This is a genomic window from Jidongwangia harbinensis, assembly GCF_020216025.1.
Taxonomy (GTDB): domain Bacteria; phylum Actinomycetota; class Actinomycetes; order Mycobacteriales; family Micromonosporaceae; genus Actinoplanes; species Actinoplanes harbinensis.
Genome location: NZ_JAIWNC010000017.1, coordinates 154,884 through 179,234, shown reverse-complemented (window position 1 = coordinate 179,234; position 24,351 = coordinate 154,884). Strand labels below are relative to the sequence as shown.

Below are 24,351 nucleotides of genomic sequence, written 5' to 3'. Positions count from 1 at the left end.
CCTCTCAGGGCAAGGTCCAGCGTTGATTGGTGCCGCCGTGGCAGGACCAGATGATCAGTTGGGTGCCGTCCGCGGAGTTGCCGCCGTTGGCGTCGAGGCATTTGCCGGACGACGGATTGACCAGGGATCCGTTGGATCCCACCGTCCAGGCCTGCCCGCCGGTGCCGGTGCAGGTGGACAGCTGCACCAGGCCGCCGTCGGCGGTGGCACCGCCGGCCACGCCCATGCACTTGCCGAGCGCCCGCAGGGTGTCGCCGTTGCGGGACCACTGCTGGTTGGCGCCGCCGTTGCAGGACCACAGCTGGATCTTGGTACCGTCCGCGGTGCCGGCGCCGTTCACGTCGACGCACTTGCCGCCGGCGCCGGTGATCGGACCGGCCGTGCCGCCCGCCGCCGCGGCGAAACCGAACGCGTCCACTTCGAACAGCGTGCCGGTCCCGCCGTGGAAGGTCAGGTACAGCGTGGTGGTGCCGGCCGGGACCCCGGACAGCGCGGTGGACACCTCGGTGAAGGTCTCCCAGCCACCCGTGACCGGAATGGTGACCGTGCCGAGCACGGTGCCGGTGGGTGAGCCGGCGCGGACCGAGAGCGTGCCGCCGGAGCCGGCCGAGGACGCCCGTACCGTGAATCGACCCTGGCCGGCCAGCGCGTAGGGCTCGAACGCGATCCAGTCGCCGTTGCTGATGTCGCCGACGGTCTGCCCGCCCTCGGCGGCGGCCTTGCTGACCACCGTGGTGCCGGACTGGGTGTCGTGGTGCTCGGCCTGCCGGTGCCGTGGCTGCAGGACGCTCTGCGTGTGGGTGGTCAGCGGCGCCTCACCGCCGCCGCCGTTGTCGGTGTACTCGGCGTCGAACACCGCGAACAGGTTGGCCGCCGTGTCGTGCTCGCCGTCCACCGGAATCTGCAGGGTGCCCGAGCACCCGGTACGCGAGGTGATCGCGTGGCCGTGGTCGTCGTGGCCGAGCAGGTAGGTCAGCTTCACCCGGGAGCAGTCGACCGTGCCGTCCTCCGGGTCGGAAACCGTGATCGTGTACGGCACGTTGTCGCCGAAGCTGAACAGGGTCCCGTTGGTCGGCGCGCTCAGGGTCACCTTGGGTGCGGTATTGCCCACGGTGATCGTCACCGTCGCGGCGGCGCTGCGGCCGGCCGGATCGGTCACGGTCAGCGTGACCGCGCGCTGGCCGTTTCCGGTGAAGGTGTGGCTCGGGTTCGGCTGCGTGGAGGTGCTGCCGTCGCCGAAGTTCCACGAGTAGCTCAGCGCGCCGCCCTCCGGGTCCGAGGACCCCGCGGAGGAGAAGTTGACGGTCAGCGGTGCGGAACCGGAGGTACGGTCGGCGCCGGCCCGGGCGACCGGTGCCTGGTTGCCGGCCGGGTTGTACTCGATCCGGTACAGCGCGGAGCTGGCGTCGCCGCTGCCCCACCCGGTGCCGTAGTCCAGCACGTACAGCGCGCCGTCCGGACCGAAGGCGCTGTCCATGACCTGCGTGCCGCGCCACGGGAAGTCGCTGATCTGCCCGGGCGACCCGTCCGCGTTGACGTCGATCGTCTTGATCCAGCGCCGGCCGAACTCGGTGGCGAAGTAGTGCCCGTCCAGGGCGGGCGGGAACTTGACCGAGGACGGGTTGGCCGCGTCGTAGCGGTACACCGGGCCGCCCATCGGCGATTCGGAGCCGCAGCCGAACGCGGCCAGCGAGCAACCGTCGTACTTGATCCACGCCGGACGGGCGGCCGGCAGGGTGGTCAGCCCGGTGTTGCGCGGGGAGTTGTTGACCGGCGCGGCGCAGTTGAACCGGCTCCCCGACGGCCCGGACGGGAACACGTAGTCCACGTACGTCTCCGAGGTGGTGTTCGATCCGGTGCAGTACGGCCAGCCGTAGTTGCCGGCCGACGTGATCCGGTTGAACTCGACCTGGCCGCCGGGTCCGCGGGTCGCGCTGGTGGTGCCGGCGTCGGGTCCGTAGTCGGCGACGTAGACCGCGCCGCTCGCCTTGTCCACGTTGAGCCGGAACGGGTTGCGCAGGCCCATGGCGTAGATCTCCGGCCGGGTCCGGTCGGTGCCGGGCGGGAACAGGTTGCCGGCCGGAATCGAGTAGGACCCGTCCGGGTTGACCTTGATCCGCAGCACCTTGCCGCGCAGGTCGTTGGTGTTGCCCGCGCTGCGCTGGGCGTCGTAGACCGGGTTGCGGTTGCTCCGCTCGTCGATCGGGGTGTAACCGGCCGAGTCGAACGGGTTCGAGTCGTCGCCGGTGGACAGGTACAGGTTGCCGGCCGCGTCGAAGTCGATGTCGCCGCCGACGTGGCAGCACATGCCGCGGTTCGTCGCCGTCTCCAGGACGGTCACCTGGCTGGACATGTTGAGCGTGAAGTCGGCGTTCAGGGTGAACCGGGACAGCCGGTTCACGCCGTTCCACGCGGAGAAGTCCGTTCCGTTGGCGGGGGCGTCACCGCCCGGGGTGGACAGCGGCGGCGCGTAGTACAGGTAGATGAACCGGTTGCCGGAGAAGCCCGGGTCCACGCCGACGCCCTGCAGGCCCTCTTCGTCGTGCGTGTAGACCGGCAGCGTCCCGATCACCGCGGTGACCCCGGCGGCGGTGGTGCGGCGGAGCACCCCGTTGCGGGCCGTGTGCAGGACCGAGCGGTCCGGCAACACCGCCATCGACATCGGCTCACCGAGCTCGGCCACCCCCCGCGCGAGCTCCACCTGCTGGAAGTCGGCCGCGTTCACCGGATGCGCGGCGGCCGGCGACGCGGGGCTGATGACGGCTGTCGCCGTGCCGGCGGCCAGGAGGACTGCGACCGCCATCGCGGTCGTTGCGCGGGTTGCCATAGAGGGATCACCTTCGGGTCGTCGGCTGCGGGACGGGGACGGGTCGGCGACTCTCCATGGCGGTTGCCGAGCGTCGTAAGACGTCATACGTTATAAGCGCCATTGGTAGTGGTCAATATCAAGCGGTCGGCGGCACGCGACGGACAAAACGGCCCTGACCAGACGTGGAATGCCTGGTCAGGGCCGTGCAGTCAGGGCGTGGCGGCCAACCGCCGAATCTGCGAACGGGCGGTTCAGAAATGCGCTGGCCGAAACCGTTGCGGGGCGGGCGATGGTCGGGCCGCGCCCTCGGTCAGTCCGCCCGGTCGTAGGCCGCCTGTGACGCCGACACGTCGCCCAGGTGGGCGATCGACCACTCCTGGAGCGCGCGGAGCGGTTCCAGCAACGTCCGGCCGGCTTCGGTGAGCCCGTACACCACCCGAACCGGCACCTCGGGATAGACCGTGCGGCGCACGAGTCCGTCGCGCTCCAGCCCGCGCAGCGTCTGGGTCAGCATCTTCTGCGAGACGCCGTCGATGCGCCGCCGAAGCTCCGAGAAACGGGCGTCGCCGTCGCCCAGGACACCGACGATGAGGACGGTCCACCGATCACCGATGCGGTCGAGGATGCGACGGGTCGCGCAGCCGGCGTCATAGGGGTCTCCGATGAGCTTCGCGCCTGCCTGGGTGGTTACCACGAAGTGCCTTCTTCCCGACGGAGATCTGCTCTCCTACGGTAACTGAAACGGCCCGGTCACCAGCCTCGGCCGAACCTTGAAGGAAGGCACCACATGTCCCGCATCACCGTCATCGGCGGCACCGGTTACGCCGGCTCGGCCATCGTCGCGGAGGCCGCCGGCCGCGGTCACGAGGTCACCGCGTTCAGCCGCTCCCGTCCCACCGAGCCCGTACCGGGCGTGACCTACGTCCAGGGCGACGCCACCGACGAGACCGCGCTGTCGTCGGTCGTCACCGGTGCCGACGTCGTGGTGGCCGCACTCGCGCCGCGCGGCACGCTCGCCGGCTCGTTTCGCGACGTGTACCGCACGACCGCACGTCTCGCCGACGCCGCGGGGGCCCGGCTGTTCGTCGTCGGCGGCTTCTCGTCGCTGCGGCCGGCGGCCGGGGCGCCGCGCTTCGTGGCGGACCTCGGCCACGCCCCCGCCGAGTTCCACGACGAGATCCGCGCCGGGGCCGCACTGGTGATCGAGGACCTCCCGGCCACTCCCGAGTCGCTCAACTGGGTGTTCGTCAGCCCGGCGGCCAACTTCGGCTCGTACGTGCCCGGCGAGCGACTGGGCCGGTACCGGCTCGGCGACGACGTCGCCGTCCAGCCCGACGGTGGTGGAGCGATCTCCGGCGTGGACTACGCGCTCGGGCTCGTCGACCTGATCGAGAAGGACAGCCACCACCGGGCGCACGTCAACCTCGGGTACTGAGAGCGCACCCGGTCCGGAGCCCTCGGGCGCCCGCTCAGCCGAGAGACTCGATCCCGAACAGCGAGAGCTGTCCCGGAATCGGCGCCCGCGGGGCGGCCAGGCCACGCCGGAAGACCCAGCGTGGCAGCTCCGGCGTCGGGTCGGTCTCGTCCGCCGGGGGCGTACCGCCGGTCAGCGCCCACAGCGACGGCCCCAAGGTGATCGCGCGGGCACGCAGCGCCCGGCGCATGACCGCCATGCTCAACGGGAGCCGGGCCGCTTCGAGCGCCGGCAACTCCAGGTCGGCGCGCATCCGCATCAGCCGCCGGTTGCGGGCCACCACCTCGCGGGCCGCCGGATCGCTCAGGTGCCTGGTCGCCAGGTCCCCGACCGCCTCCCGGACCAGGTGGGTCCCGTGGAAGTCGAGCGCGGACCAGACGGCGTCCACCGACCCGAACGACGCCAACAGCCGGGCCGCCGTGGTGGCTCCGAACCGGGGCACCCCGGGCAGATTGTCGGACGGGTCGCCGCGCAGGGCGGCGAAGTCGCGGTACTGCCCCGGGGTCACCCCGCACACCCCGGGCAGTGCCGCCTCGTCGATCAGGACCGCCTCGGCGAAGCCGCCGTTGCGGACCCGCAGCACCGACGTCGACGAGTCGATCAACGCGAACGCGTCCCGGTCACTGGTCATCAGCACCGACCGCCAGCCGTCCCGCCGGGCCGCCGCGGCCGCGCTGGCCAGCACGTCGTCCGCCTCGTACGCGGGTGGCACCACGACGCACACCCCCGCCGCGCGCAGCAACTCCGGGGCATCCGCGATCTGCTCGGCCAGGTCGGCGGGTTTCGCCGGGCGGTGCGCCTTGTAACCCGGATAGTCGCGTTTACGGGCCGAGTCCTCGGGACAGTCGAAGCCCACCAGCACCGCGGCCGGGCGCAGGTGGGCGGCGGCCCGGGCGATGAAGCCGACCAAACCGTGCAGCGCCCACATCGGGCGCCCGTCGGTGTCGAGCCAGCCGTCCCCGGAACCGGCGTGGTAGGCGCGGTGCAGCAGGCTGTTGCCGTCGACGGCGAGCAGCAGCGGCGGGGCGGCGGGGGCCATCCGGCCAGTCTGCCACCCGGTGTCGGAGGTGAGGCCACGCGAGTAGCCGGGGGGCGGACGCGGGCGCGTTCGCGGCGCCATGCCGGCGCCTCGGCAATGCCCGTGATCCCCCGTGAGCGGGATGGCCGGGCCCCCGCGGCGGGTGACTACGTCCGCCCCTCCGCGTCCCTACGGTGAAGCCGTCAACGAGCCACCGCGACGAAAGGACCGAGCCATGACCAGCACCTCACCGGAGGTGTCCCGGCGGACCCTGCTCCGCGGTGCCCTCGTGGGCGCCGCGGCCGTCACCCCGGCCCTGTCCGGCTGCCAGACCTCGCCGCCGCCGCGGACGGCGCCGGTCGCGGCGCGACGCCGCCTGCTCGACGGCCTGCCCGAGATCCACTCCTTCCCCACCGTCGACGGCATGCGGGCGTTCGGCGCCCGCACGGCGAACCGGTACCCGGACCGGGCCACGCTGACCGACGTCGGCCGGTCCCGGTCCGGCGACCCGATCCAGATGCTCACCGCGCGCGCCGGCCGGCCCCGCGGCCGGGTGCTGGTCGTCGGCCAGCCGCATCCCAACGAGCCGATCGGCATGGCCACCGTCGTCGCGCTCGCCGAACGGCTGCTGGCCGACCCCGCCGCCCTCGACGCCACCGGAGCGGACTGGCACTTCGTGCTGTGCGCCGACCCGGACGGGACCCGGCTGAACGAGGGCTGGTTCCACGGACCCCGGACCCGCGAACGCTATGCCCGCAACTTCTTCCGGCCCGGCGGGGACCAGCAGGTCGAGTGGACGTTCCCGTTCCGGGCCGGCGACTTCGCCGTGGACGCCCCGATGCCGGAGACCAGGGCGCTGATGACCGCCATCGACCAGGTACGGCCGACGGTGCTGGCCTCCCTGCACAACAGCGAGACCGGCGGCGCGTACTACTACGCGACCCCGGGGGCGCCCTCGCTGTACCCCCGCCTCACCGACCTGTGCGGCGCGCACGACATCCCGCTGCACCGGGGCGAGCCGGAGATCCCGGTCGCCGCCGAGCTGAGCCCGGCGGTGTACACGCTGCCCACCGGCCGCATGATCTACGACTACGCCACGGCGGCCGGTGCCGACCCCGCGGACTACGTGACCGGCGGCAACTCCCTGGACTACGCGAGCCGGCACGGCACGGTGTCCGGACTGGCGATCGAGTTGCCGTACTGGCGCGACGCCCGGGCCGCCGACACGTCGCCCGCGCCCCGTCGGCTCAGCCGCCGCGACGCCGCGCTGCGCGGTCTGGACATTCAGGCCCAGGCGGCACGCCAACTGCACGTCTTGCGCGCCGCCGCGGAGCCGTTGCGGCCCACGCCGTTCCGGGACGCGCTCGACTCGTTCCTCACCCCCATGTCACCGGAGGCGCTGCGGGCACAGCGCCGGCAGATCGAGACCGGTCCGGAGTACCAGCGGCCGGCGACGGTGGCCGAGGCGTTCAGCGCGGTCGCCGACGCGCACTCCCTGCGGCTCCGGCTCGGCGGCATGCTGCTGCGGGCGATGCCGCGCGGAGCCCGGGCACGCCGCCGGGCCGACACGCTGCTGACCCGTTGGTGCGCCGAGGCGGACGCCTACAGTCCGGCGGATCCGATCGCCATCCGCGACCTGGTCACGGTGCAGGGTGAGGCGGTCCTCGCCGCCGCCGCGCACCATCTGCGGTGACCGCGACGCACACCCGCGGCACCGCCGTCACCGCCGGCTGAGCCCGGCCGGACCATACTGACCGGCATGGAGTTCCTGTGCCTGCACCGCGACCGGCCCGGCTCCGCGACGCTGCGCGACGAGCTGGTCCAGGACCACTGGTCCTACATGGACCGGTACGCCACGGCGATGATCGCGCGCGGGCCGACCCTCGCGGACGACGGCGACACGGCCACCGGCAGCCTGCACATCGTCGACCTGCCCGATCCCGCAGCCGCCCGCGCGTTCGCGTTCGACGAGCCCAACTACCAGGCCGGCGTGTACCGCGACGTGCTGCTGCGGCGGTGGCGCAACACACTGGGACGCACCATGTGGGACTTCCCGGGCGGCCCGGCCGGCGGAAACCGCTACCTGGTGGTGGCGCTCGGCGCGGAGCCGGCCGCCGACCTGGCCGTGCCGCCGCGTCCGGACCGGCTGATCGCGTACGGGCCGCTGCTGTCCGACGACGGCGGCACCTGGCTGGGCACCGCCATGCTGGTCCAGGCGCCGGACCCGGACGCGGCCCGCGCCCTGTTGTCCCCCGATCGGTACGCCGCCGTCGAGGTGCATCCCTGGCAGTTCGGCGGGCGGCGATGAACCGGGCGGCCGGGCGGCGCGACACGGCCGGCGGATCAGGCGCGGAGGCGCGTCACGCCGACCAGACGAACCGGACGTCGGGCGCCTTCTCCTCGTTGCCCGAACCGTCCGTCGTCTCGGCCACCACGAATCCGTGGCGCCGGTAGAACCGCTGCGCCCCGGTGTTGGTGGCGAACGTCCAGAGCTGCAGTCCGTCCGGCAAAGGGACATCGGCACCTCGGTGACCGTCCACTGTCTGCCGGCCGGCCGATGCTCGGTGCTGCCCCGAAGGCTGCCCTCGGGACCTTGTCCGCATGCCCACGGCCCCGGACCATGGTGGACATGCCAGGCCCGGAGCGTTCGAGGGGTGCTCAGCCCGTGGTCGACCCCGCCCTGGTGACGGCCGTGCAGGAGGCCGCCAAGGGGGCGCCGAACACGAACGCGGCGCTCGCCCGCCTGATGTCCATGGCGAATTCCACCAGCGGCCCGGTGTACGCCACCGGCGCGGTCTTCCGGCTCCCGCTCGATCCGACCGGGTTGCCGCCGGAGTGGACACACGACCCGGGCCACCGCGATCCGAACGGATCACGGTGGCGGCACCCGAGCGGCGAATACCTCGACTTCCACAACGGGCGGCCGGGCCAGCCGGGCTGGCGCGGCCGGGATCACTGGCACCACAACGGCGGGGATGACCATCTCACCCCCGGACAGGACGAGATCCCTGATCCGGAGCCGGTGAGTCGCCCGGAGCGCCAGCCGGAACGGACCCCGGTGGAGGGTGGCGAACCCGTCGTCGTGCCGGTTCCGGCACCGGAGCCGACCGGGGAACCGGCGGTCGACCCGGATGAGCCGAGCCTGCGCGAACGCATTTCGGAGATCACCGGACTGACCGGCATCGCCCTGACCATTTACCTCATCGTCTCCGAGGGCTCCCGGATCGTGTTCCCGCCACGGAATATCATTCCCGTACCATGAGCGCTAACCCGGACACCCGGCCAGTTCACGTCGAGCTGCACGATGCGCGGCTCGCTGCCGCCGCGACCACCTTCCACCTCGGCGGTGCGGTGGTACTGCAAATCGCGCACCTGGTCACCTATCACGAGATCGAGCCCGAGCGCTTCGCGTTGTACTCGCGAGCAGCCGAGCTGACGTTTCTCGGATGCCGCGCCGCTCATCTGGACGGCGTGCTTTCCGATCCGTCCGTCGTCTCCGAGGCCCATCTGCTGCTCGGCACGGATGAACAGCCACTGTGGAAGTGCCTGGAGGACTGCTCGGCCACCGCGTTCACTCTGGTCACGACGGCCGGCGCGCAGCTCGCCCTGCACATCACCGGCGCCCGGCTGAGACTCGCCAATCCGCACCGGCGCCTGAAGGATTTCGAAGGTCCGCTCGTCGCACGCCCGGAATAGTCATCAGGACTTGACGGCAAGCGTGCTGTTCAAGCTGTTCCACCCATGCTTCGCGTCCCAGATGCCGTCGTTGGCGAACCGGATCGCGTACGCGCTGTTCGTCGCCTCGCCGCTGATCAGGGGCATGGTGGACCGGAGCGACCGATCGGGATCGGGCAGGTTCAGGTAGAGCCGGTAGTCCGCGGCGGCGGTCGGCGCGGTGATGGTGGCGTACAGGTCGATCGTCCTTCCGGGCGTCCAGGTGCGGAGATCGGCCGGTACGACGAACTTGACCCTCTTCATCCTGGTCTTCAACACGAGCTGGACCGGACGGTTCGCCACCGGCGCCGCGTACCCGACGTTGACCAGCCGGATCCGTACGGTGCCGACGGCGCCCGGCCGGAGCGTGCTGGGCGCCGCCACCTCGGTCAGCCTGATCCGGTACCCGAGTCGCCGCTTCGCCTCGGCCAGCCCGGCGGTGCCCCACGACGACAGGACGGCGCGATCGAAGTCGGCGTTGAGGTAGGTGAGGTGGTAGCGGGCGAGTTCGCTGGTCGCGCTCGCCCACTCGCTGCGGGGTGGGTTCACGCCGCAGGTCTCCCCGCCGACCAGCACCGACCTGCTCTGCGCGGCCAGCCACTGCCGGTCCGCGTCGCTGGTGAAGGTGCCGTAGTCGTCCGCGCTGGCCAGGAAGCAGTCGTTGTGAATGCCCACCCGCGCCGCCCGCGGGTCGGCGGCGTCACTCAACAGGCGCTGCTTGATGGCGGGGTAGCGCACCTGCACCGGGATGGCCGGGGACGTGGTGTCCAGCAGGGTACGCAGGACCGCACCGCGCGCACGCCAGTCGGCCTCGGTCAGCACCCAGGGCCGCGCCGGATCGCCGGCGAAGTTGTCGGTGTAGTACCACTCCCCCCAGCGCCCGATGAATCCCGCCTGAACGGCGGCGACGACCGCGGCGTTCTCGTTGAGCAGCCGGGCCAGCTGGCGGATGTGAGCGCTCACCCGATACAGCGGGGCGTCCCTCGACGACCATTCGCTGTAGGCGAAGCGCACGATCAGCTTGACGCCGGCCATCCGCGCGGCCTGGAAATCGGCTCGCACCAGGGCCAGGTCGCGGCTGTCGATGGTGGTGCGGTCGTGGTAACCGTCGAGGTAGAAGTACCGGAAGTAGAGCGTCGTCCCGTCCTGCGCCCGCTGGGCCGCCATCCTGGCCGCGCTGAGCGGGCGGTACGCGTCGGGATCACCGGTCAGGTGGGTCTCGGTGTAGTGGTAGAACCCCCGCCCCGGGTTGGGCACGTCGATGTCGCTGGCCGCGAACCGGACGATCGCCGCACTGCTGCGGGCCGCCACCGCGACACCTGGCGCCACGACGGCGCCCGGGAGAGCGAACGCGAGGGCGACGACGGCAGCGCGCAGAACACGGTGACGAGACATGAAAATGATTCTTCACCGGCCTTCGGGACTCGTGACGAATTCCGCTGACTGGCTCCCGATTTGCTCCCGAGTGGTCATGGGCGGCGCAGCAGGACGCCGGTTCGAGGCGCGAGCACCACGTCCCCCGGAACCGTCCGGCCCGCGTCGTCGACCAGGCCCGCCGGCACGTCGATCCGGACCGGCTCGTCGCCGGCGGACCCCAGGTGCACGGCGGCCCAGCCCTCGGTGAACTCACGGAACCGGACGTCTGCGGACTCCCCGATGTCCGTGACCGGCACCCCGAGATCCCACAGTGGGCCGACGCTCGGGGTGCCGTTGTACTGGTCGTGTGCGGTCGCGGTGAAGCTGACCCCGTCCCGGCCGCCCCCGAAGATCCAGCACGCGGCCAGCCCGTAGCGGATGTTGGGATGGTCCGCCGTACCGTCGGAGGCGGTCCGGAGGATCGACAGCCCCGGGCCGTCCAGGCACTCGGCCTGGGCGATGGCGTCCCGGCTGGCCAGGAACTGATCCGGTGCCCAGGCCAGCCACACCTCCTCGAATCCCCCGCCGTACGCGGCATGCCGCTGCCATCGGCCCGGTTCGCGGCGGGATTCGGCGATGTTCGGGACGAGAATCTTGCCGGCACGGATGAGAGCCCGGCCGGCGTCGGCGATCAACGCGTCCAGGCCGGCCCGCACCTCGGGAAGGGAGTAACCCCCGTCCAGCGGCGGCTCCAGCCCGTAATAGTCGTCGAAGACGTCGTTGTCGGCCATGACGCCGTCCCAGACGGTGCCGCCGATCTCCGCGATGACGTTCGCGGTCCACCGGTCCCGGTACTCCCGCTCCCACACGGCCATCTGCCAGTGACCGGGATAGCCGCGCCACTGGATGCGGGACCCGTCGGCGGCACGATGGGCGAACAGGTGCTCTCCGGCGGCCTCCGCCTCCGCGTGCCCGACGCCAGACGAGAAACACGGGCCCGGTTCATAACTGCGAGTCGAGGACAGACACTTGTACGCCAGCACCACCATGTCCGGGCGCGCCCGTTTGAGTTCCGCGGCCACCGCCGTTTCCCAGGGTTGGAGGACCGCGGTGGCGCAGTGGTCGACGGCGAATTGCAATTGGTCCGGCCGCACCGGGTCGCCATAGCGAATCCAGGCGCCGAAACGTCGCTGTGTCATCAGATTCCTCGGCATCTCGGAAGTGGCGAACGGTACGCCAAGCTCCGCACATTGACTAGTCAACAGAAATCGATTTTCACTCTCCTGGGTGTAACGCAGGTCCCCCGTTTCTCCGATTGGCGGCGAGGCGTTCCATCTCGGGAGGCGAACGACAATTTCAACGATTCAGATACGTCGCAGCGGTACGGCACTCATCATTCTCGGTCTGGTGGGCGCGGTCGCGGTCCTACCCACGACCGGCGCTCGGTCGGCGGTGCTGCACGAGGTCGTCCATCGCGACGCGGTCACGTGGAGTGCCATCGGTGTCGCGGCGACCGCCGTGCTGGCCCTGGTGTTGTGGCGCAGCCGGCTGTCCCGGACCGGGCTCAGCCTCGCCGGTGGACGCGGCGCCGGCCTGCTGCTGCACCTGTGGCCGGTGGTGACGCTCACCGCGGTGTACCCGATCGCGAGCACCCGGATGGCCGGGCATCAGGTCGGTGGCGTCGACATGACGGTGTTCCTGCTGGCGGTCGCGCTGACCCTGCCGTGGTTGCTGCAGGGCGCCTGCCTGCCGATGTACCGGTCCATCGGGGCCCTGGTCCACGAGGGCGACGTGACCGCGATGCGACGGGGATTCTGCGCCGCCGTACCGGGAACCATCGTCCAGGCGGTACCGGCGGTGCTGATCTCCGCTCTGCCGCTGGTCGTTCTCCTGCACTGGTCACCGCGGGCGATCGGGGCGTTCGTCGGGCTGCTGGTGCTGGATGTGATGTTCGCCCAGTCACTGGTGCTGGCCAACGTGACCCGGGCCAGGGGCGAGTGGGTGGCGGGCTGGTCGGCGTACGCCGCGGCGGTGTTCATCGCACCGACCTGGTGGTGGCTGCCGCCGCTGGCCGGCCTCCTGACCCAGATGGTCCCCCTGCGCCGGCACCTGCTGACCCGGCCGGTATGGCTCGGTGCCCGCACCGCCGCCGGCGACATGGCCCAGGGGGTCCTGCTCGGTGCGGTGATGTGGGGCGACAAGGTCTTCTACTTCTACCGCACCGACGGTGACTTCCCGGTCATCACCCTCTTCCTGGCCTCGCTGCCGGCGATCATCGCCTACAACTTCTATTTCGTCTGCCGCTCGCCGGACTTCGACTCGTCCATCAAACGGCTGCACACCGCGATGGAAAACGAGCCGCTGAACCGTCTGCAGGCACATTCGGAGGCGGTGTACCGGACCGCGATCCGCTCGATGCAGGACTCCGCGTTCGTCGGCGCGGTCCTGGTCGGACTGACGGCGGTGCTGTTGTGGTCGGCGGCCCCGGACAATGCCGCGTTGATCGGCGGGATCGCCGTCGCCGGCTGGTTGAGCGCCGTCATCTCGATCGCCTGCTACAAGTTGGAATACGTCGACGAACGACGGGCCACGCGCATCATCGGCGGCTCCCACCTGCTGCTCTGCGCGGCGGTGTTCGCGAGTCCGATTCCGGCCTCGTCGGCATATCTGAGCCTGGTCGCCGGCGACGTCGTGATCCTGCTCGGCACGCTGCTGCTTTTCCGGCGTACGTGGAAGACGCCGGAACACACCCTGTTCTGGCGACGTGCCCTCAACTGGTAATTGTTCTGTCCCGTCGATGACCGATTAGAGGATATTGCGTGTCCCCCTCGTCCGCACTCCCGCAAGTGGACGTCGCGATCGTCATGGAGTCGACGTACCCCTACCTCAAGGGCGGCGTGTCCGCGGTCGTCCACGACATCGTGACCAGCAACGCCGGCCTCACCTTCGGCATCATCCACATCACCTGGGACTCTCAGTCACCGAGCGAGGACCTCTACGGTATGCCGCCGAACATCGCCTGGGTCCACCCCGTCTACCTCAGCATGCAGGAGCATCGGGACAGCTTCATGGCGCTGCGCCCGGACGACCTGAACATGAACGCCCGGGAACGCACGGTGCTCACGGCCCGCCTCTTCGATGCCCTGACCGCCGTGACGACCGGCGACATGGCACCGATGTGGCAGCTGTTCGACGAGGGCATGAATCCGCTGACCCGGCGCTATCCGATCTGGGCGCTGCTCGGCTCGCGCGAGTTCCTGCAGGCTCTGCCGACCCGGCTGCCCGATCTGGACCTCCCGCTCTCGCAGACCTTCTGGCTGATGCGGGAGTTCTTCTCGCTCTCCTTCGCCCTGCTGGCCGAGGAGATCCCGCGCGCCGACGTCTACCACGCCCACACCACCGGTTACGCCTCGCTGGTGAGCGCCGCCGCGGCCCGCCAGCACGACGCGCAGTTCCTGCTGACCGAACACAACCTGTACGTCCGGGACACGGTCAACACCCTGCTGCGCCGCAACATGGCGCTGCCGGTGCGCGGCGAGGACTGGCGCGAGTTCGACGTGACGCCGGTCCAGCGGGCCTGGATGGCCTGGTGGATCGAGATGGGCCGGTTCTGCTATCCCAGCGCCGCGCACATCACGTACCTGTATCCGAAGGCCGTGGACGAGGCCCGGGCGCTGGGCGCCCCGGACCGGGACGAGGTCTTCTCGATCGTGCCCAACGGCATGACCATCAGCAACTTCGAAGACGCCTACCGGCAGCGGCTCGAGTCGCTCGAACGAATCCTGGCGCAGGGGCTGCGGATCTGGCGGTTCGCCTACATCGCCCGGGTCGTCCCGATCAAGGGCCTGTACGAGTTCATCGCGTCGGCCCGGCTGCTGGTGGAGCGCGGCATCCGGAACTGGACCCTCGACATCCTCGGGCCGACCGACCACGTGCAGGACGGCTACCTGGAATCGTGCTTGAGCCGGATAGCCGAGTACGGCCTGGAAGAGCACTTCGTCTTCCGCGGAACCGTCAACGTGCCGGCCGTCATCGGCGACTTCGACCTGTTGGTGCTGCCGAGTTACAACGAGGGCCAGCCGATGGTGGTGCTCGAGGCGATGACCGCGGCCGTCCCGACGGTCGGCACCGAGGTCGGCGGCATGCGTCAGCTCATCGGCGACCGGCTGGTGCACTCCACCGGTCGCAGCTGGGAGGCGTGCGGCGTCCTGGTGGATCCGATCGACATCGTCGGCGGCATGGCCGACGCGATCGAGATCGTCCTCGACGACCTCGAGCAATACGAAGTCCTCGCCCGCAACGCCCGCGGCCGGGTCGAGGACTTCTTCCAACTGCACGAGGCGATGGCTCTGTACCACCACCTCTACCGGCGGCTGCGACGGCAGGGCGGAGCCGGCGCCCCGATCATCGATCGCCAGGCCCGAGGTGTCGCCCGAGTGCGCCCGGACCTGCTGGTGAGCCCGGACCTACTCGTGCGCAGGGACCTGTCCCGCTCGGCGTAGCCCACGATCTTCCGCGACTGAGGAGCAACATGCACGTCCTGATCACCGGCGGCGCCGGCTTCATCGGATCCCATCTCTGCGCTGAACTGGTCGGCCGCGGCATCGAGGTTTCCGTCCTGGACGATCTCTCTTCGGGCCGGCTCGACAATCTCGCCGACTTGCCGGTCGACGTCCGGATCGGCAGCGTCACCGACCGCATGGCCGTCAACCGGTCCGTCGCGGGTGTCGACGCGGTCGTCCACCTCGCGGCGCTGGCGTCCGTACCGCAGTCCCTCCACGAACCGATGCGCACGCACGAGGTCAACGTCAACGGAACGCTGAACGTGTTGCAGAGTGCCCGCGAGACCGGCGCACACGTCATCGTCGCGTCGTCGGCCGCGGTGTACGGCAACCGGTCCGGCGCGGCCACCGCCGAGTCGACTCCACCGCATCCGCTCTCGCCGTATGCCACCAGCAAACTGGCCACCGAGGCGTACGCGACGAGCTGGCAGGAGTCGTTCGGGCTGCCGACTCTGGCGCTGCGTTTCTTCAACGTCTTCGGACCCCGGCAACACCCCGGCGACGCGTACGCCGCGGTGGTCCCGGCCTTCGTGTGGGCGGCCATGGCCGGGCACCCGATCCGCATCCACGGCGACGGCAGGCAGACCCGCGACTTCATCCCGGTGTTCACGGTGGCCAGCCTGCTTGCCGATGCGGTACAACGTCGGGTCGTTCACCCCTTGCCGGTCAACGTCGCGTTCGGCCAGGGCGTCAGCCTGCTCGACCTCGCCGATCTCCTGGAGAACGTCATCCAACGGCCGCTGGCGCGGGAGTTCACCTCCGTCCGGCCGGGCGACATCCGCAACTCGTCGGCCGACGACTCCCTCTTGCGCGACCTCTTCCCCGACCTGCGACGCACCGGCCTGGCCGAAGCGCTGCAGCGCACGGTTTCGTGGCGGCACTCCCTGACCCACTCGCCGGTACCCCTGAGGGCGTCCGCCGACGCGGCTTGACCGTTGACGCAGACGGGGGCTCGCGACGGCGCGTGGTGCCCGGCTTGTCATGGCTCACGATCATGGGGAGGGGCCGGCAGGCCACGACGGCGCCGGGGCGGCACCAGCACCATGACTCGGCCGATCACCCGTCGGGGGATGGCCGGTGAACACGTCACCCATCTGCAGACGCGCCTGACCGATCCCGGTTACGCCGTAAGCCGCGACGGGGTCTTCGGACCCGGCACGGAGGGTGCCGGTCATGACCCGGCGGTCGTCCTCGGTCGTCGTGCGTTCTCCCGCACGCCCAGGTGACCCGTTCGTAGCTACGTACCGTCTGGCGGGGGACACCGTTAGTGTTGGTGTCATTACCGAACGTCAGAACAGGAACTGTCCATGACCCCAAGCGTAAGACGCCGGCTCACCGCTGACGCGGTGATCGTGGTGCCCGGGGTGATGGGCAGCGAACTCGTCGACGGCGACGGGAACGTTCAGTGGGGGTTGAAGCCGGCGCTGCTGGCGCGGGCTTGGGCCACCCACAAGATGGCGACGCTTCAGGTGACCGAAGATGACATCTCCGGCGGCGGTCGGCTGCGACCGTCCCGATTGTTGCGCGTACCGGGGCATCTGCCGATGCTCGGCGGGATCGAGCCGTACACGGCTCTGCTGCGTCGAGTGGCCGAGCACGTCCTCGATCCGCGCGCGGTGCTCGAGTTCGCATACGACTGGCGGCTGTCGATCGAACACAACGCGCGTCTCCTGGTGCCGTGGTGCGAGCAGCGCCTGGCAGTCTGGCGGCAATTGGTCGCCGAGAACAGGTGGGCGGACCCCGCGGACGTCCAGTTGACCGTCGTGGCGCACTCGATGGGAGGGCTGGTGGTCCGGTACGCCATCGAGGTACTGGGCATGTCGTCCCTGGTCCGGCAGGTCATAACGCTCGGCACGCCGTACTACGGGGCGGTGAAGGCGGTCCGCATGATGGCCGCCGGGAAGGGCGCGCCGGTCCCGCGGCGGGTAGCGCAGGAATTGGCGCGCACCGCACCGGGGGTGTACGACCTGCTACCGCGTTACCGATGCATCGACCCGGACCGGTTCCTGAGCACCGCCGACGTGGCCAGCGTCGGCGGCACCGCCGAACTGGCCGAGCAGGCGGAACAGCGATGGGCGGCATTGCGTCTGCGTCCCGGCGATCCGGCAGCCGCGGTGCCGGTGCACCCGCTGGTGGGAGCGGAGCAGCCGACGTTGCAGAGTCTCCGCTTGGCCGGCGAGACGTGGTCCTTCGACGAGTCGCTGGCCGGGCTGGACCACGGCGGCGACTCCACCGTTTACCGCAACGCCGCCGCCCCGGCGGGGATGACCGCCTGGCCACTGCCCCAGAAGCACGGCGCGCTGGCCAAGACCGGCGAGGCGCTGACCTTCGTCGCCGACAAACTGATCGGTGCCGACACCGGTCCGCCGCTGGGCACCCGGCCGGTCGGCGCTGACATTCCCGATCTGGTCCAGGCCGGCGCCCCGGTCGAGATCACCGTGACCGGCGCAGGCGGCGACCCGATCGGTGTGACAGTCGCCTGCACCGATCTGACTACAAACGTGCCCACTCCGTGGACCCTTGTGCGCCGCGACGGCGATCTGCTGCGCTATACGCGGCCTGGCCTGGCCCCCGGCTTGTACCGCGTGCAGGTCAAGGCCGGGGGTTTCTCGCCGGTCTCCGAGCTCGTCCTCGCCACCGACCTGACATGACCGACTTGCGGCTGATCACGGTCGGACTCGCAGAGTACGCCCACCGGCCCGACTGGACTGTTCGCGCCGCCGCGGACAGCCGCACGCGGATGGAATCGTTGCTGGCCCCGCACGGTGTCCCCGCGGAGGACTGGACCGACCAGGCGACCACGCAGCGAATCGCCGGGCAGCTGACCTCCTGGGCGCGCCGCGACGAGGAATCCGAGATCGTCTACTGGACTGGGCACGGCGAGTTCACCGGCGACGGCTACTTCCTCGCCCTGGCCGACAGCGAGGAATTGGTCGGCAATGACGCCCTGTCGGACGCTCAGCTCAGTGCCGCCCTGCTCCGGCTGGAGCGGATGCGGGCCGCGGGTACCGGGACCGACTGGGTACTGCTGATCCTCGACACCTGCGGTTCGCTGGGCGGGGCGTGGAAGATCTGGACGTCCTTCCGCTACCCGCCCCGCAATGTCGGGGTGATCGCGACGACCGACGACGGCGCCGCGCACTCGGGTGCCTTCCCGGAGCTGCTCGCCGATGTGCTGACCAGCTTCAACGGCAACGACACCGACGCCATCCCCGTCACCGAGCTGCTGCGACGGCTGGAGGCGCGGCTCGGCGCGGGCAAGGTCAACGCGAAGTTCGAACCGACTGCCGTACTGCCCAACCGGCTCGACGACCTACCGCCGCTGCAGGCGGCGGTCGACGTCTACGCCGAGCTCCGCGAGGTACTGGCGACCGCCCCGGCGGAGCTCCGCAACCACTTCTACGCCAAAGCACAGGGCGCCGAGATCGGCGAGGCCGCGTGGAACTTCACCGGCCGGCTGGCGGAACGCCGCCGCATCGCCGAGTGGCTGCGAACCGCCCCGGCCGGGCTGCTCGTGGTCTCCGGACCCGCCGGGTCCGGGAAGTCGGCACTGCTCGGAATGATGCTCGCCGCCGCCGACCCGCAGGTACGGGCCGCGCTGACCGTCGCCGGTCATACCGCCATCCCGGACGACCTGACCCCCGGCGACCTGGTGTACGACGCCGTCTTGCACCTCACCGGGCAGACCGTCGCGGACACCGTGGCGTCCCTCGTGCAGCGACTCGGCCTCAAACCGGCAGCAACGCCGGACGAGTTGTTCGACCACCTGTATGACCAGCAGGACGCACCGCGCACCGTCATCGCCGATGCCCTCGACGAGGCACGTGACCCCTACACCATCGCCGGGCTGCTGCGCCGTCTCGCGGCGGTGCCCGGGCACCGCGTCCTGGTCGGCACGCGCCCTTCACTGCGCGACGACCTCGACCAGCGGGGCCCGTCCGCCAGCGACGTGCTAGATGTGCTGGCCGCCGACCCTAGCGAGATCATTCGGCTAAGCCGTGATCCCGGCGCGGTGCGCGGTTACGTCCGCAACCGCCTGGCGGAGCTGCCGCTCGCCGCAGATCGCGTCGCGGACGTCGCCGCGCGGGTCGCCGCCGCGGCGCAGCCCTTCCTTTACGCCCGGCTCGCCGTGCACGAGATCCGCGCCGATCCGGCGCTCGCCGAGTCCGACGAGGCGCTGGAACGGCTTCTCGGCGCTGGCCACCGCGGCATCTTTGGTCAGGCAGTACACCGGCTGGGCGTCCACGCTCCGGATGCGGCGGCATTGCTCGAGGCGCTCGCGTACGCCCGCGGCAGCGGATTCCCGCGTACCGGCGGCATTTGGGAAGACGCGGCCCGGCACCTGCGCGCCGGCTCGGTCACCGACGCGAGCGTCACCCGTGTCCTGGAGCTCGCCGCGCCGTACATCATGCAGGACAGCGAGTCCGGGCAGGCGGTCTACCGGCTGGCGCACCGCACCTTCACCGAGTGGTACCGGCGCCGGGAGTGGCGATGACCGATCCGGCGCGGGAGGCGGACGAGGGGCTGGCACGCGCGCTCGTGTTGCGGGCGAGCCGCGACGTGGCGTCAGGTAGGGAAGTCAGCGCATACCTGGTGCATCACCTGGCCGAGCACGTCGGCGCCGGTCGCGCCTGGGATCTGCTGGCCGATCGCGCCGAGGTGCTGAACCGGCTGGAACCGCGCAGCGTGGCCGCGGAGGCGTTCCGCTCCGGCTACGCCGCCCAGCAACTCCCCGCCGCGATCCTGGCGACGATGACCGTGGCGGATGAGCTGGCGGAGGCCTCCACCGGGCAGCGCCGGCTGGTGCGCGCGCTGGCCGTCGGCCGTCTGCGGGACCTCCCGGCAGGAGACGGACCGCTGCGGTGGGGCCGGCTCGATCGGGTCACGCCGCATCTTCCCATCGCCGGGCACCGGAACCGCGGACGCAGCGTCGCCTTCGGCCGGCTGCCTGACGGACGTGCGGTGGTCGCCTCGGCCGGCAACGACGAAACCGTACGGCTGTGGGATCCGTACTCGGGCGCATCCCTCGGCGAACCGATCCGGGGACACGAAGGGCCGGTGACGTCGGTGGTTTTCGTGTACCTGCCTTGGGGAGAGGTGCGCCTGGCGACGGCCGGCGATGACGGCACGGTGCGGCTGTGGAGCCCGTACACCGGCGCCTCGCTGGCGCCGCCGCTGCGCGGGCACCGGAACGTGGTTTCCGGCTTGGCGTTCGGATCGTCGCTGGGCCATCCGCTGTTGGTGTCGGCTGGCTGGGACGGGACGGTCCGCTTCTGGGATCCGGTCAGCGGCGAGTCGCTCGGGGCTCCGCTGACGGGTCACGAAGGACCGGTGACGGCGGTGGCGTACGGCGCCGTGCCCGCTTCCGGGGGCGACGACGCGACGGTGCGGATCATGGACCGGGTCGTCGGGCGTCACCAGGGACCGGTGCGTGCGCTGGCGTTCGGGCGCCTGGGCCGCCGGTGGGTGCTGGCCTCGGGCAGCGACGACGCCACCATCCGGCTCTTGGATCCGCTCTCTGCCACCGAGCCCGTACCGCCGCTCATCGGGCACGTCGGACCGGTGTTCGGGGTGGCCTTTGGCCGGCTTCCCAGCGGGTTGCGGATCCTGGCGTCCGCCGGGCACGACGGGACCGTCCGGCTGTGGGACCCGGTCACCGGTGGTCAGCTGGGCGCGAAGCTGGCCGGGCACGTCGGCCCGGCGGCCGGAGTGGCGTTCGACGATGCGTCGCCGGGCCGCCGGTGGCTGGCGTCGACCGGCTGGGACGGGACAGTGCGGCTGTGGGACCCTGCGACGGCGGCCGGCGCTGGCCGGTGGGAAGGCGATGCGACCGGCGGCATTTGCAGCGTGGCGTACGGCGGATCGTTGCTGGCTTCGGGCGGCTGTGACGGGCTGATCCGGCTCTGGAACCCGGACATCGGTGACCTCCTGGGCGAGCCGCTGAACGGACACGAGGGCGCGGTGCGGGCGCTGGCATTCGCCCAGCTGGACGACTCACGGCAGGTGCTGGCGTCGGCTGGTGACGACGGGTTGATCCGGCTGTGGGACCCGGACACTGGTGCACAGCGCGGCGAACCGCTGGCCGGCCACGTCGGTGCGCTCCGGGTACTGGCGTCCGGCCGGTTGCGCAACGGCCGGCCGGTGCTGGCGTCCGGAGGCGACGACGCGCGGGTGTGGTGCTGGGACCCGGAGACCGGTGCCCGGCTGCCCGGCCCTCAGGACAGCCATGTGGGGGTGGTCCGGACGCTAGCGTTCGGCCGGTTGCGCGACGGACAGCGGGTCCTTGCCTCCGGTGGCGACGATCAGACGGTCGCGTTCTGGGATACGGACACCGGGGCGTACCTGCCCGACCTGGCCGTGGCAGCTCGCGCAGCGGTGCACGCCTTGGCGATCGGGCAACTTGCGGACGGCCGCACGGTGCTCGCCGTCGCGGGTGACGACGCCCGGATCCTCCTGCGAGAACTGGACACACCGGAGTCGGCGCAAGTCGCTCTGCGCGGGCACGTCGCAACGGTCCGTGCCCTCACCTTCGACCGGTCGATGCTGATCTCCGCCGGGGACGATGCGACCGTACGGTCCTGGGAACCGGATCCGCGGGGCGACCCGCGGCAGGTCGTGGTGCACCGGACCGCGCCGTCACTGCCGGGCACGCTCTGCGTTACGCCTCAGAACCTCGTCGTCGGTTGCAGCGACGGCCTCATCGCCTTGACTCCCGCTCAGCCCGCTTGACAACGACGATCGGATGCCGCCATGCCGGACGAAATCAAGGTCTTGCGCCACGCCGATCGGCTTGTGGTCGAGATCGACCGCAGCTGGTTCGGCATGGAGCCGGTAAATCCCCGCACCTACCGTCAGGCGACGCAATGGCACGAGGTCCGCGTCAGCGGTCCGGTCGCGAACTGTACCGGCCGGAACGGCAACAGCTTTCCGGGCATGTACTACTACCACCCCACGCGGAAGATGCAATGGGTGGTGATGGCCGACGGTCCAGTCGACTGGCGCGAGTGCCGGTTGGACGTCGTACCTGGCCAGGGAGTGCTGGAGCTGGGTCTCTTCTCGACCGGGACAGTGGGCTCCGAGGTTGAGCTCAAGGTGTGGAGCTCGGGAAGCGATGTGGTGCCCAGCCAGTGGCGTGCGCTGGAAACACTGGTCACCCAGAGTTTCCAGCTAAGTCCGCTGCCGACACGATCGGGCAGCGGGCCCGACTGGATGGACCAGGCCGGGCGCTGCCTCGCCGCGCTCACCTCGGAGCGCACCATGCATCCGCTGGCCAGACAGCTGGGTGGGATCGCCTACCACTCCATGCTGGACGAGCATCGCGCCATGTACGCGCAGCCGAAGGCGTACATCGAATTGATCTGCCAGGCGGGCATCTCCCGTGCCCTGCACCAGGCAGCACAGCGGCTACGGCTGCCGGGCGCCATCGGGATCAGTCAGCGGCTCGCCGAGCACGTGATCCCGCGCTTCTTCAATCCGGCCATGGGCATCTTCGAGAACACCTACGCGGGCGCGGGCGACCGGTCCGGGCACGGGGACGCCGTGGTGGAAACCTGGTACGCGTTGACCAGCCTCGGCGACATCCTGTACTTATGTGCCGCCTTCCCTGAGAACAACAATCTGCGCGAGCAAGCCACCCGAGCGGTCGAGACCTGGCTGACAATCGGCCGAGACGTCCGGCACATCTTCCCGCTATTCATCGACGTGACCACGCGGGAGAACCGGGGCGGCCGGCTCAACATCGCGGTGAGCGGGCTCTACGCGGATGTGATGCTCACCGCCGCAGAGATGCTGCCACATCGCGCTGACGAGTTTCGGGTGGAGGCCGCCGAAGCGCTCACTGTGCTGGGGCGCTTCCCGGTGCAGCAGATGTTCCATCAGCCGGAGCTGCTGGCCCGGGCCGCGGAGAGCGCCTTTCGGCTGGGCGGTCCGTTTCGCCAGATAGGCGCAGACATGGTCCACGCCATGCTCCTCATGCAGTACCGGAACGCCGTCAACGGCGGACTGTTCGAGGGGTGCGCGGGGATGATGTATCCCACCTTCCGCGAGTCGGTCGCCGCGCTGGTGGCCCTGGTGTCGCTGGGAGATCAGCTGCCGCACCTGCCGGTGCGGAAGATCGGTGAGTTGGGCATGGCCCGCTGCTTCCGGTTCCTGAAAAACTACGGTACGGACGCGGTGCTGCCGGCCGAAGGGCTGGCGACCACCGAGATGCCGGACGGCGCGAACGTCGGCACCGCCGTCTACGCAGCCGGCGCCGTATTCGATCTCGCGTACCTGCAGAGATTGCTGGGCTGAGATGCTGGCGCACCTCAGGTTCCTGACTCGGCAGCTGCCCGGCGGGGAGCCTCCGGCGCAGGCACTCGCCGTCTACGCAGAGCCCGAGGGCACCGGTTTTTGCCACGTCGCGGCGAACGACGGGGAGTTTGAGGGTGTCGCCTGCCTCGACGATGCCGCCAGGGCGGTGGTGCTCTACTGCCGGATGTGGCGTGAGTGCCGAACACCGTGGCTGGCAGCCGAGATCGCCGGACTGCTCGCCTTCATCCAGCGGATGCAACGCGACGACGGGGCGTTCACGAACTTCATCCTCGACTGGACGGGCACGCCGAACCTCAGCGCACCGACGTCCCAGCCCGGCGGCCCGTGGTGGACGGCACGAGCCATGCGTGCGGTGGCGACCAGCCTGCGGTCGTTCCCGTCCGCGCAGATGAGTCGTAGCTTTCTGCTCGGGCGGCCGTGGCTGCACGAATACCGGTCTCCTGGCGCGCTGGCCGTGGCGATCGAAGCCGAGCTCGACTACTGGCGGGTCACCCAGGATCCGCAGGCGGCCCGCTTCTGCCGGGATGCGGCCGAGGCGCTCGCCGGGCACCGTGTCGGCCAGACCCTGGCCGACGACCTGACAAAGCCACGCTTTTGGGGCCACCACCAGGAACGGGCGCTGCTGCGCGTCGCCGCCGTCTTCGACCGGCCGCACCTGGCCGAGATCGCCATCGCCTCCGCGTTCGAGCATTTCGGCCCCGCTGTCGCGGCCGGCTTCGCCGGACCGGAACCGACCACACCGTACGAGGTGAGCTGCGCGGTCGCCGCCTTTGACGCGGTGCACCAAGCCCGCGGCGACCCGCGTGCCGCGGAGCTGGCGGACCTCGCGCGAGCGTGGTTCCACGGACGCAACGCAGCCGCATCGCCGGTGTACGACCCGCGTCGGCATATCGCGTACGACGGCGTCAGCAACCGCGGGGTCAGCCCGAACTCGGGTGCCGAGGCCAACATCGAGACCGCCTTCGCCCTGTACCGAAGTCGCCGGCGCCGAACACCTCTTCGCCCCAGCGACGATCCAGCTGCCTGACAGCAGGATGGAGTACCCGGTGGACTCGGGTGACCAGGTGAAGTGCATCGAGCCGGCCACTGCCCAGGGCTGCGGCGG

Annotated in this window: 19 protein-coding genes; 13 read left to right on the top strand and 6 right to left on the bottom strand. The window is 70.7% G+C overall.

The window, feature by feature from the left end:
• Positions 1-4 precede the first annotated feature (4 nt).
• Both LDL48_RS21745 and LDL48_RS21740 read right to left on the bottom strand, forming a co-directional pair.
• A complete protein-coding gene (locus tag LDL48_RS21745; RefSeq protein ID WP_225257023.1) occupies positions 5-2,827 on the bottom strand; it encodes a PQQ-dependent sugar dehydrogenase in 2,823 nt (940 codons plus the stop codon).
• Between the two features lie 292 nt (positions 2,828-3,119).
• Positions 3,120-3,503, bottom strand: a complete 384-nt coding sequence (locus tag LDL48_RS21740; RefSeq protein WP_225257022.1) for a winged helix-turn-helix transcriptional regulator — start codon at positions 3,501-3,503, stop codon at positions 3,120-3,122.
• A 93-nt stretch (positions 3,504-3,596) separates the two neighbouring features.
• Here LDL48_RS21740 and LDL48_RS21735 point away from each other — a divergent pair, with 93 nt between their 5' ends.
• Positions 3,597-4,244 (top strand): NAD(P)-dependent oxidoreductase, encoded by a 648-nt coding sequence (locus LDL48_RS21735; protein ID WP_225257021.1) that lies wholly within the window; start codon positions 3,597-3,599, stop codon positions 4,242-4,244.
• A gap of 34 nt (positions 4,245-4,278) precedes the next feature.
• Here the strand turns inward: LDL48_RS21735 and LDL48_RS21730 are convergent, their stop codons facing one another.
• Positions 4,279-5,322, bottom strand: coding sequence for a 5'-3' exonuclease (locus LDL48_RS21730; protein WP_225257020.1), 1,044 nt, complete (start codon positions 5,320-5,322; stop codon positions 4,279-4,281).
• 214 nt (positions 5,323-5,536) lie between these two features.
• On the opposite strand from LDL48_RS21730, the gene LDL48_RS21725 reads away from it, so the two are divergent.
• Together LDL48_RS21725 and LDL48_RS21720 are read left to right on the top strand one after the other, a co-directional pair.
• The gene (locus LDL48_RS21725) at positions 5,537-6,994 is read left to right on the top strand and encodes a M14 family zinc carboxypeptidase (RefSeq protein ID WP_225257019.1); all 1,458 of its coding nucleotides are present in this window, start codon (positions 5,537-5,539) and stop codon (positions 6,992-6,994) included.
• 66 nt (positions 6,995-7,060) lie between these two features.
• Positions 7,061-7,609 carry a YciI family protein gene (locus tag LDL48_RS21720; RefSeq protein WP_225257018.1) on the top strand — a complete coding sequence of 183 codons (549 nt, stop codon included), beginning with the start codon at positions 7,061-7,063 and terminating at the stop codon, positions 7,607-7,609.
• A 52-nt stretch (positions 7,610-7,661) separates the two neighbouring features.
• On the opposite strand, the gene LDL48_RS21715 is transcribed toward LDL48_RS21720, so the two are convergent.
• Positions 7,662-7,811, bottom strand: a complete 150-nt coding sequence (locus LDL48_RS21715) for an N-acetyltransferase (RefSeq protein ID WP_225257017.1) — start codon at positions 7,809-7,811, stop codon at positions 7,662-7,664.
• A 155-nt stretch (positions 7,812-7,966) separates the two neighbouring features.
• On the opposite strand from LDL48_RS21715, the gene LDL48_RS21710 reads away from it, so the two are divergent.
• The gene (locus LDL48_RS21710) at positions 7,967-8,563 is read left to right on the top strand and encodes a hypothetical protein (RefSeq protein ID WP_225257016.1); all 597 of its coding nucleotides are present in this window, start codon (positions 7,967-7,969) and stop codon (positions 8,561-8,563) included.
• The gene (locus LDL48_RS21705; protein WP_225257015.1) at positions 8,560-8,997 is read left to right on the top strand and encodes a hypothetical protein; all 438 of its coding nucleotides are present in this window, start codon (positions 8,560-8,562) and stop codon (positions 8,995-8,997) included. Before LDL48_RS21710 ends, LDL48_RS21705 begins: the two co-directional genes overlap by 4 nt.
• A 3-nt stretch (positions 8,998-9,000) precedes the next feature.
• Here the strand turns inward: LDL48_RS21705 and LDL48_RS21700 are convergent, their stop codons facing one another.
• Positions 9,001-10,410 carry a DUF4832 domain-containing protein gene (locus LDL48_RS21700; RefSeq protein ID WP_225257014.1) on the bottom strand — a complete coding sequence of 470 codons (1,410 nt, stop codon included), beginning with the start codon at positions 10,408-10,410 and terminating at the stop codon, positions 9,001-9,003.
• A gap of 74 nt (positions 10,411-10,484) precedes the next feature.
• Positions 10,485-11,570, bottom strand: coding sequence for a putative glycoside hydrolase (locus tag LDL48_RS21695; protein ID WP_225257013.1), 1,086 nt, complete (start codon positions 11,568-11,570; stop codon positions 10,485-10,487).
• 208 nt (positions 11,571-11,778) lie between these two features.
• Here LDL48_RS21695 and LDL48_RS21690 point away from each other — a divergent pair, with 208 nt between their 5' ends.
• The 8 genes from LDL48_RS21690 to LDL48_RS21655 all read left to right on the top strand — a co-directional run bounded on the left by LDL48_RS21690 (position 11,779) and on the right by LDL48_RS21655 (position 24,273).
• Positions 11,779-13,152, top strand: coding sequence for a hypothetical protein (locus tag LDL48_RS21690; protein ID WP_225257012.1), 1,374 nt, complete (start codon positions 11,779-11,781; stop codon positions 13,150-13,152).
• A 38-nt stretch (positions 13,153-13,190) separates the two neighbouring features.
• Positions 13,191-14,873 (top strand): GT4 family glycosyltransferase PelF, encoded by a 1,683-nt coding sequence (gene pelF / locus LDL48_RS21685; protein ID WP_225257011.1) that lies wholly within the window; start codon positions 13,191-13,193, stop codon positions 14,871-14,873.
• 29 nt (positions 14,874-14,902) lie between these two features.
• On the top strand, positions 14,903-15,865 hold the full coding sequence (locus LDL48_RS21680) for an NAD-dependent epimerase/dehydratase family protein (RefSeq protein ID WP_225257010.1): 963 nt from the start codon (positions 14,903-14,905) through the stop codon (positions 15,863-15,865).
• Positions 15,866-16,240: 375 nt separating this feature from the next.
• The gene (locus LDL48_RS21675; RefSeq protein WP_225257009.1) at positions 16,241-17,584 is read left to right on the top strand and encodes a lipase/acyltransferase domain-containing protein; all 1,344 of its coding nucleotides are present in this window, start codon (positions 16,241-16,243) and stop codon (positions 17,582-17,584) included.
• Positions 17,581-19,428 carry a P-loop domain-containing protein gene (locus LDL48_RS21670; protein WP_225257008.1) on the top strand — a complete coding sequence of 616 codons (1,848 nt, stop codon included), beginning with the start codon at positions 17,581-17,583 and terminating at the stop codon, positions 19,426-19,428. The genes LDL48_RS21675 and LDL48_RS21670 overlap by 4 nt, the downstream gene beginning before the upstream one ends.
• A complete protein-coding gene (locus LDL48_RS21665; RefSeq protein ID WP_225257007.1) occupies positions 19,425-21,662 on the top strand; it encodes a WD40 repeat domain-containing protein in 2,238 nt (745 codons plus the stop codon). Before LDL48_RS21670 ends, LDL48_RS21665 begins: the two co-directional genes overlap by 4 nt.
• A 21-nt stretch (positions 21,663-21,683) precedes the next feature.
• On the top strand, positions 21,684-23,225 hold the full coding sequence (locus LDL48_RS21660; protein ID WP_225257006.1) for a hypothetical protein: 1,542 nt from the start codon (positions 21,684-21,686) through the stop codon (positions 23,223-23,225).
• A gap of 1 nt (position 23,226) precedes the next feature.
• A complete protein-coding gene (locus tag LDL48_RS21655; RefSeq protein WP_225257005.1) occupies positions 23,227-24,273 on the top strand; it encodes a hypothetical protein in 1,047 nt (348 codons plus the stop codon).
• Positions 24,274-24,351 lie beyond the last annotated feature (78 nt).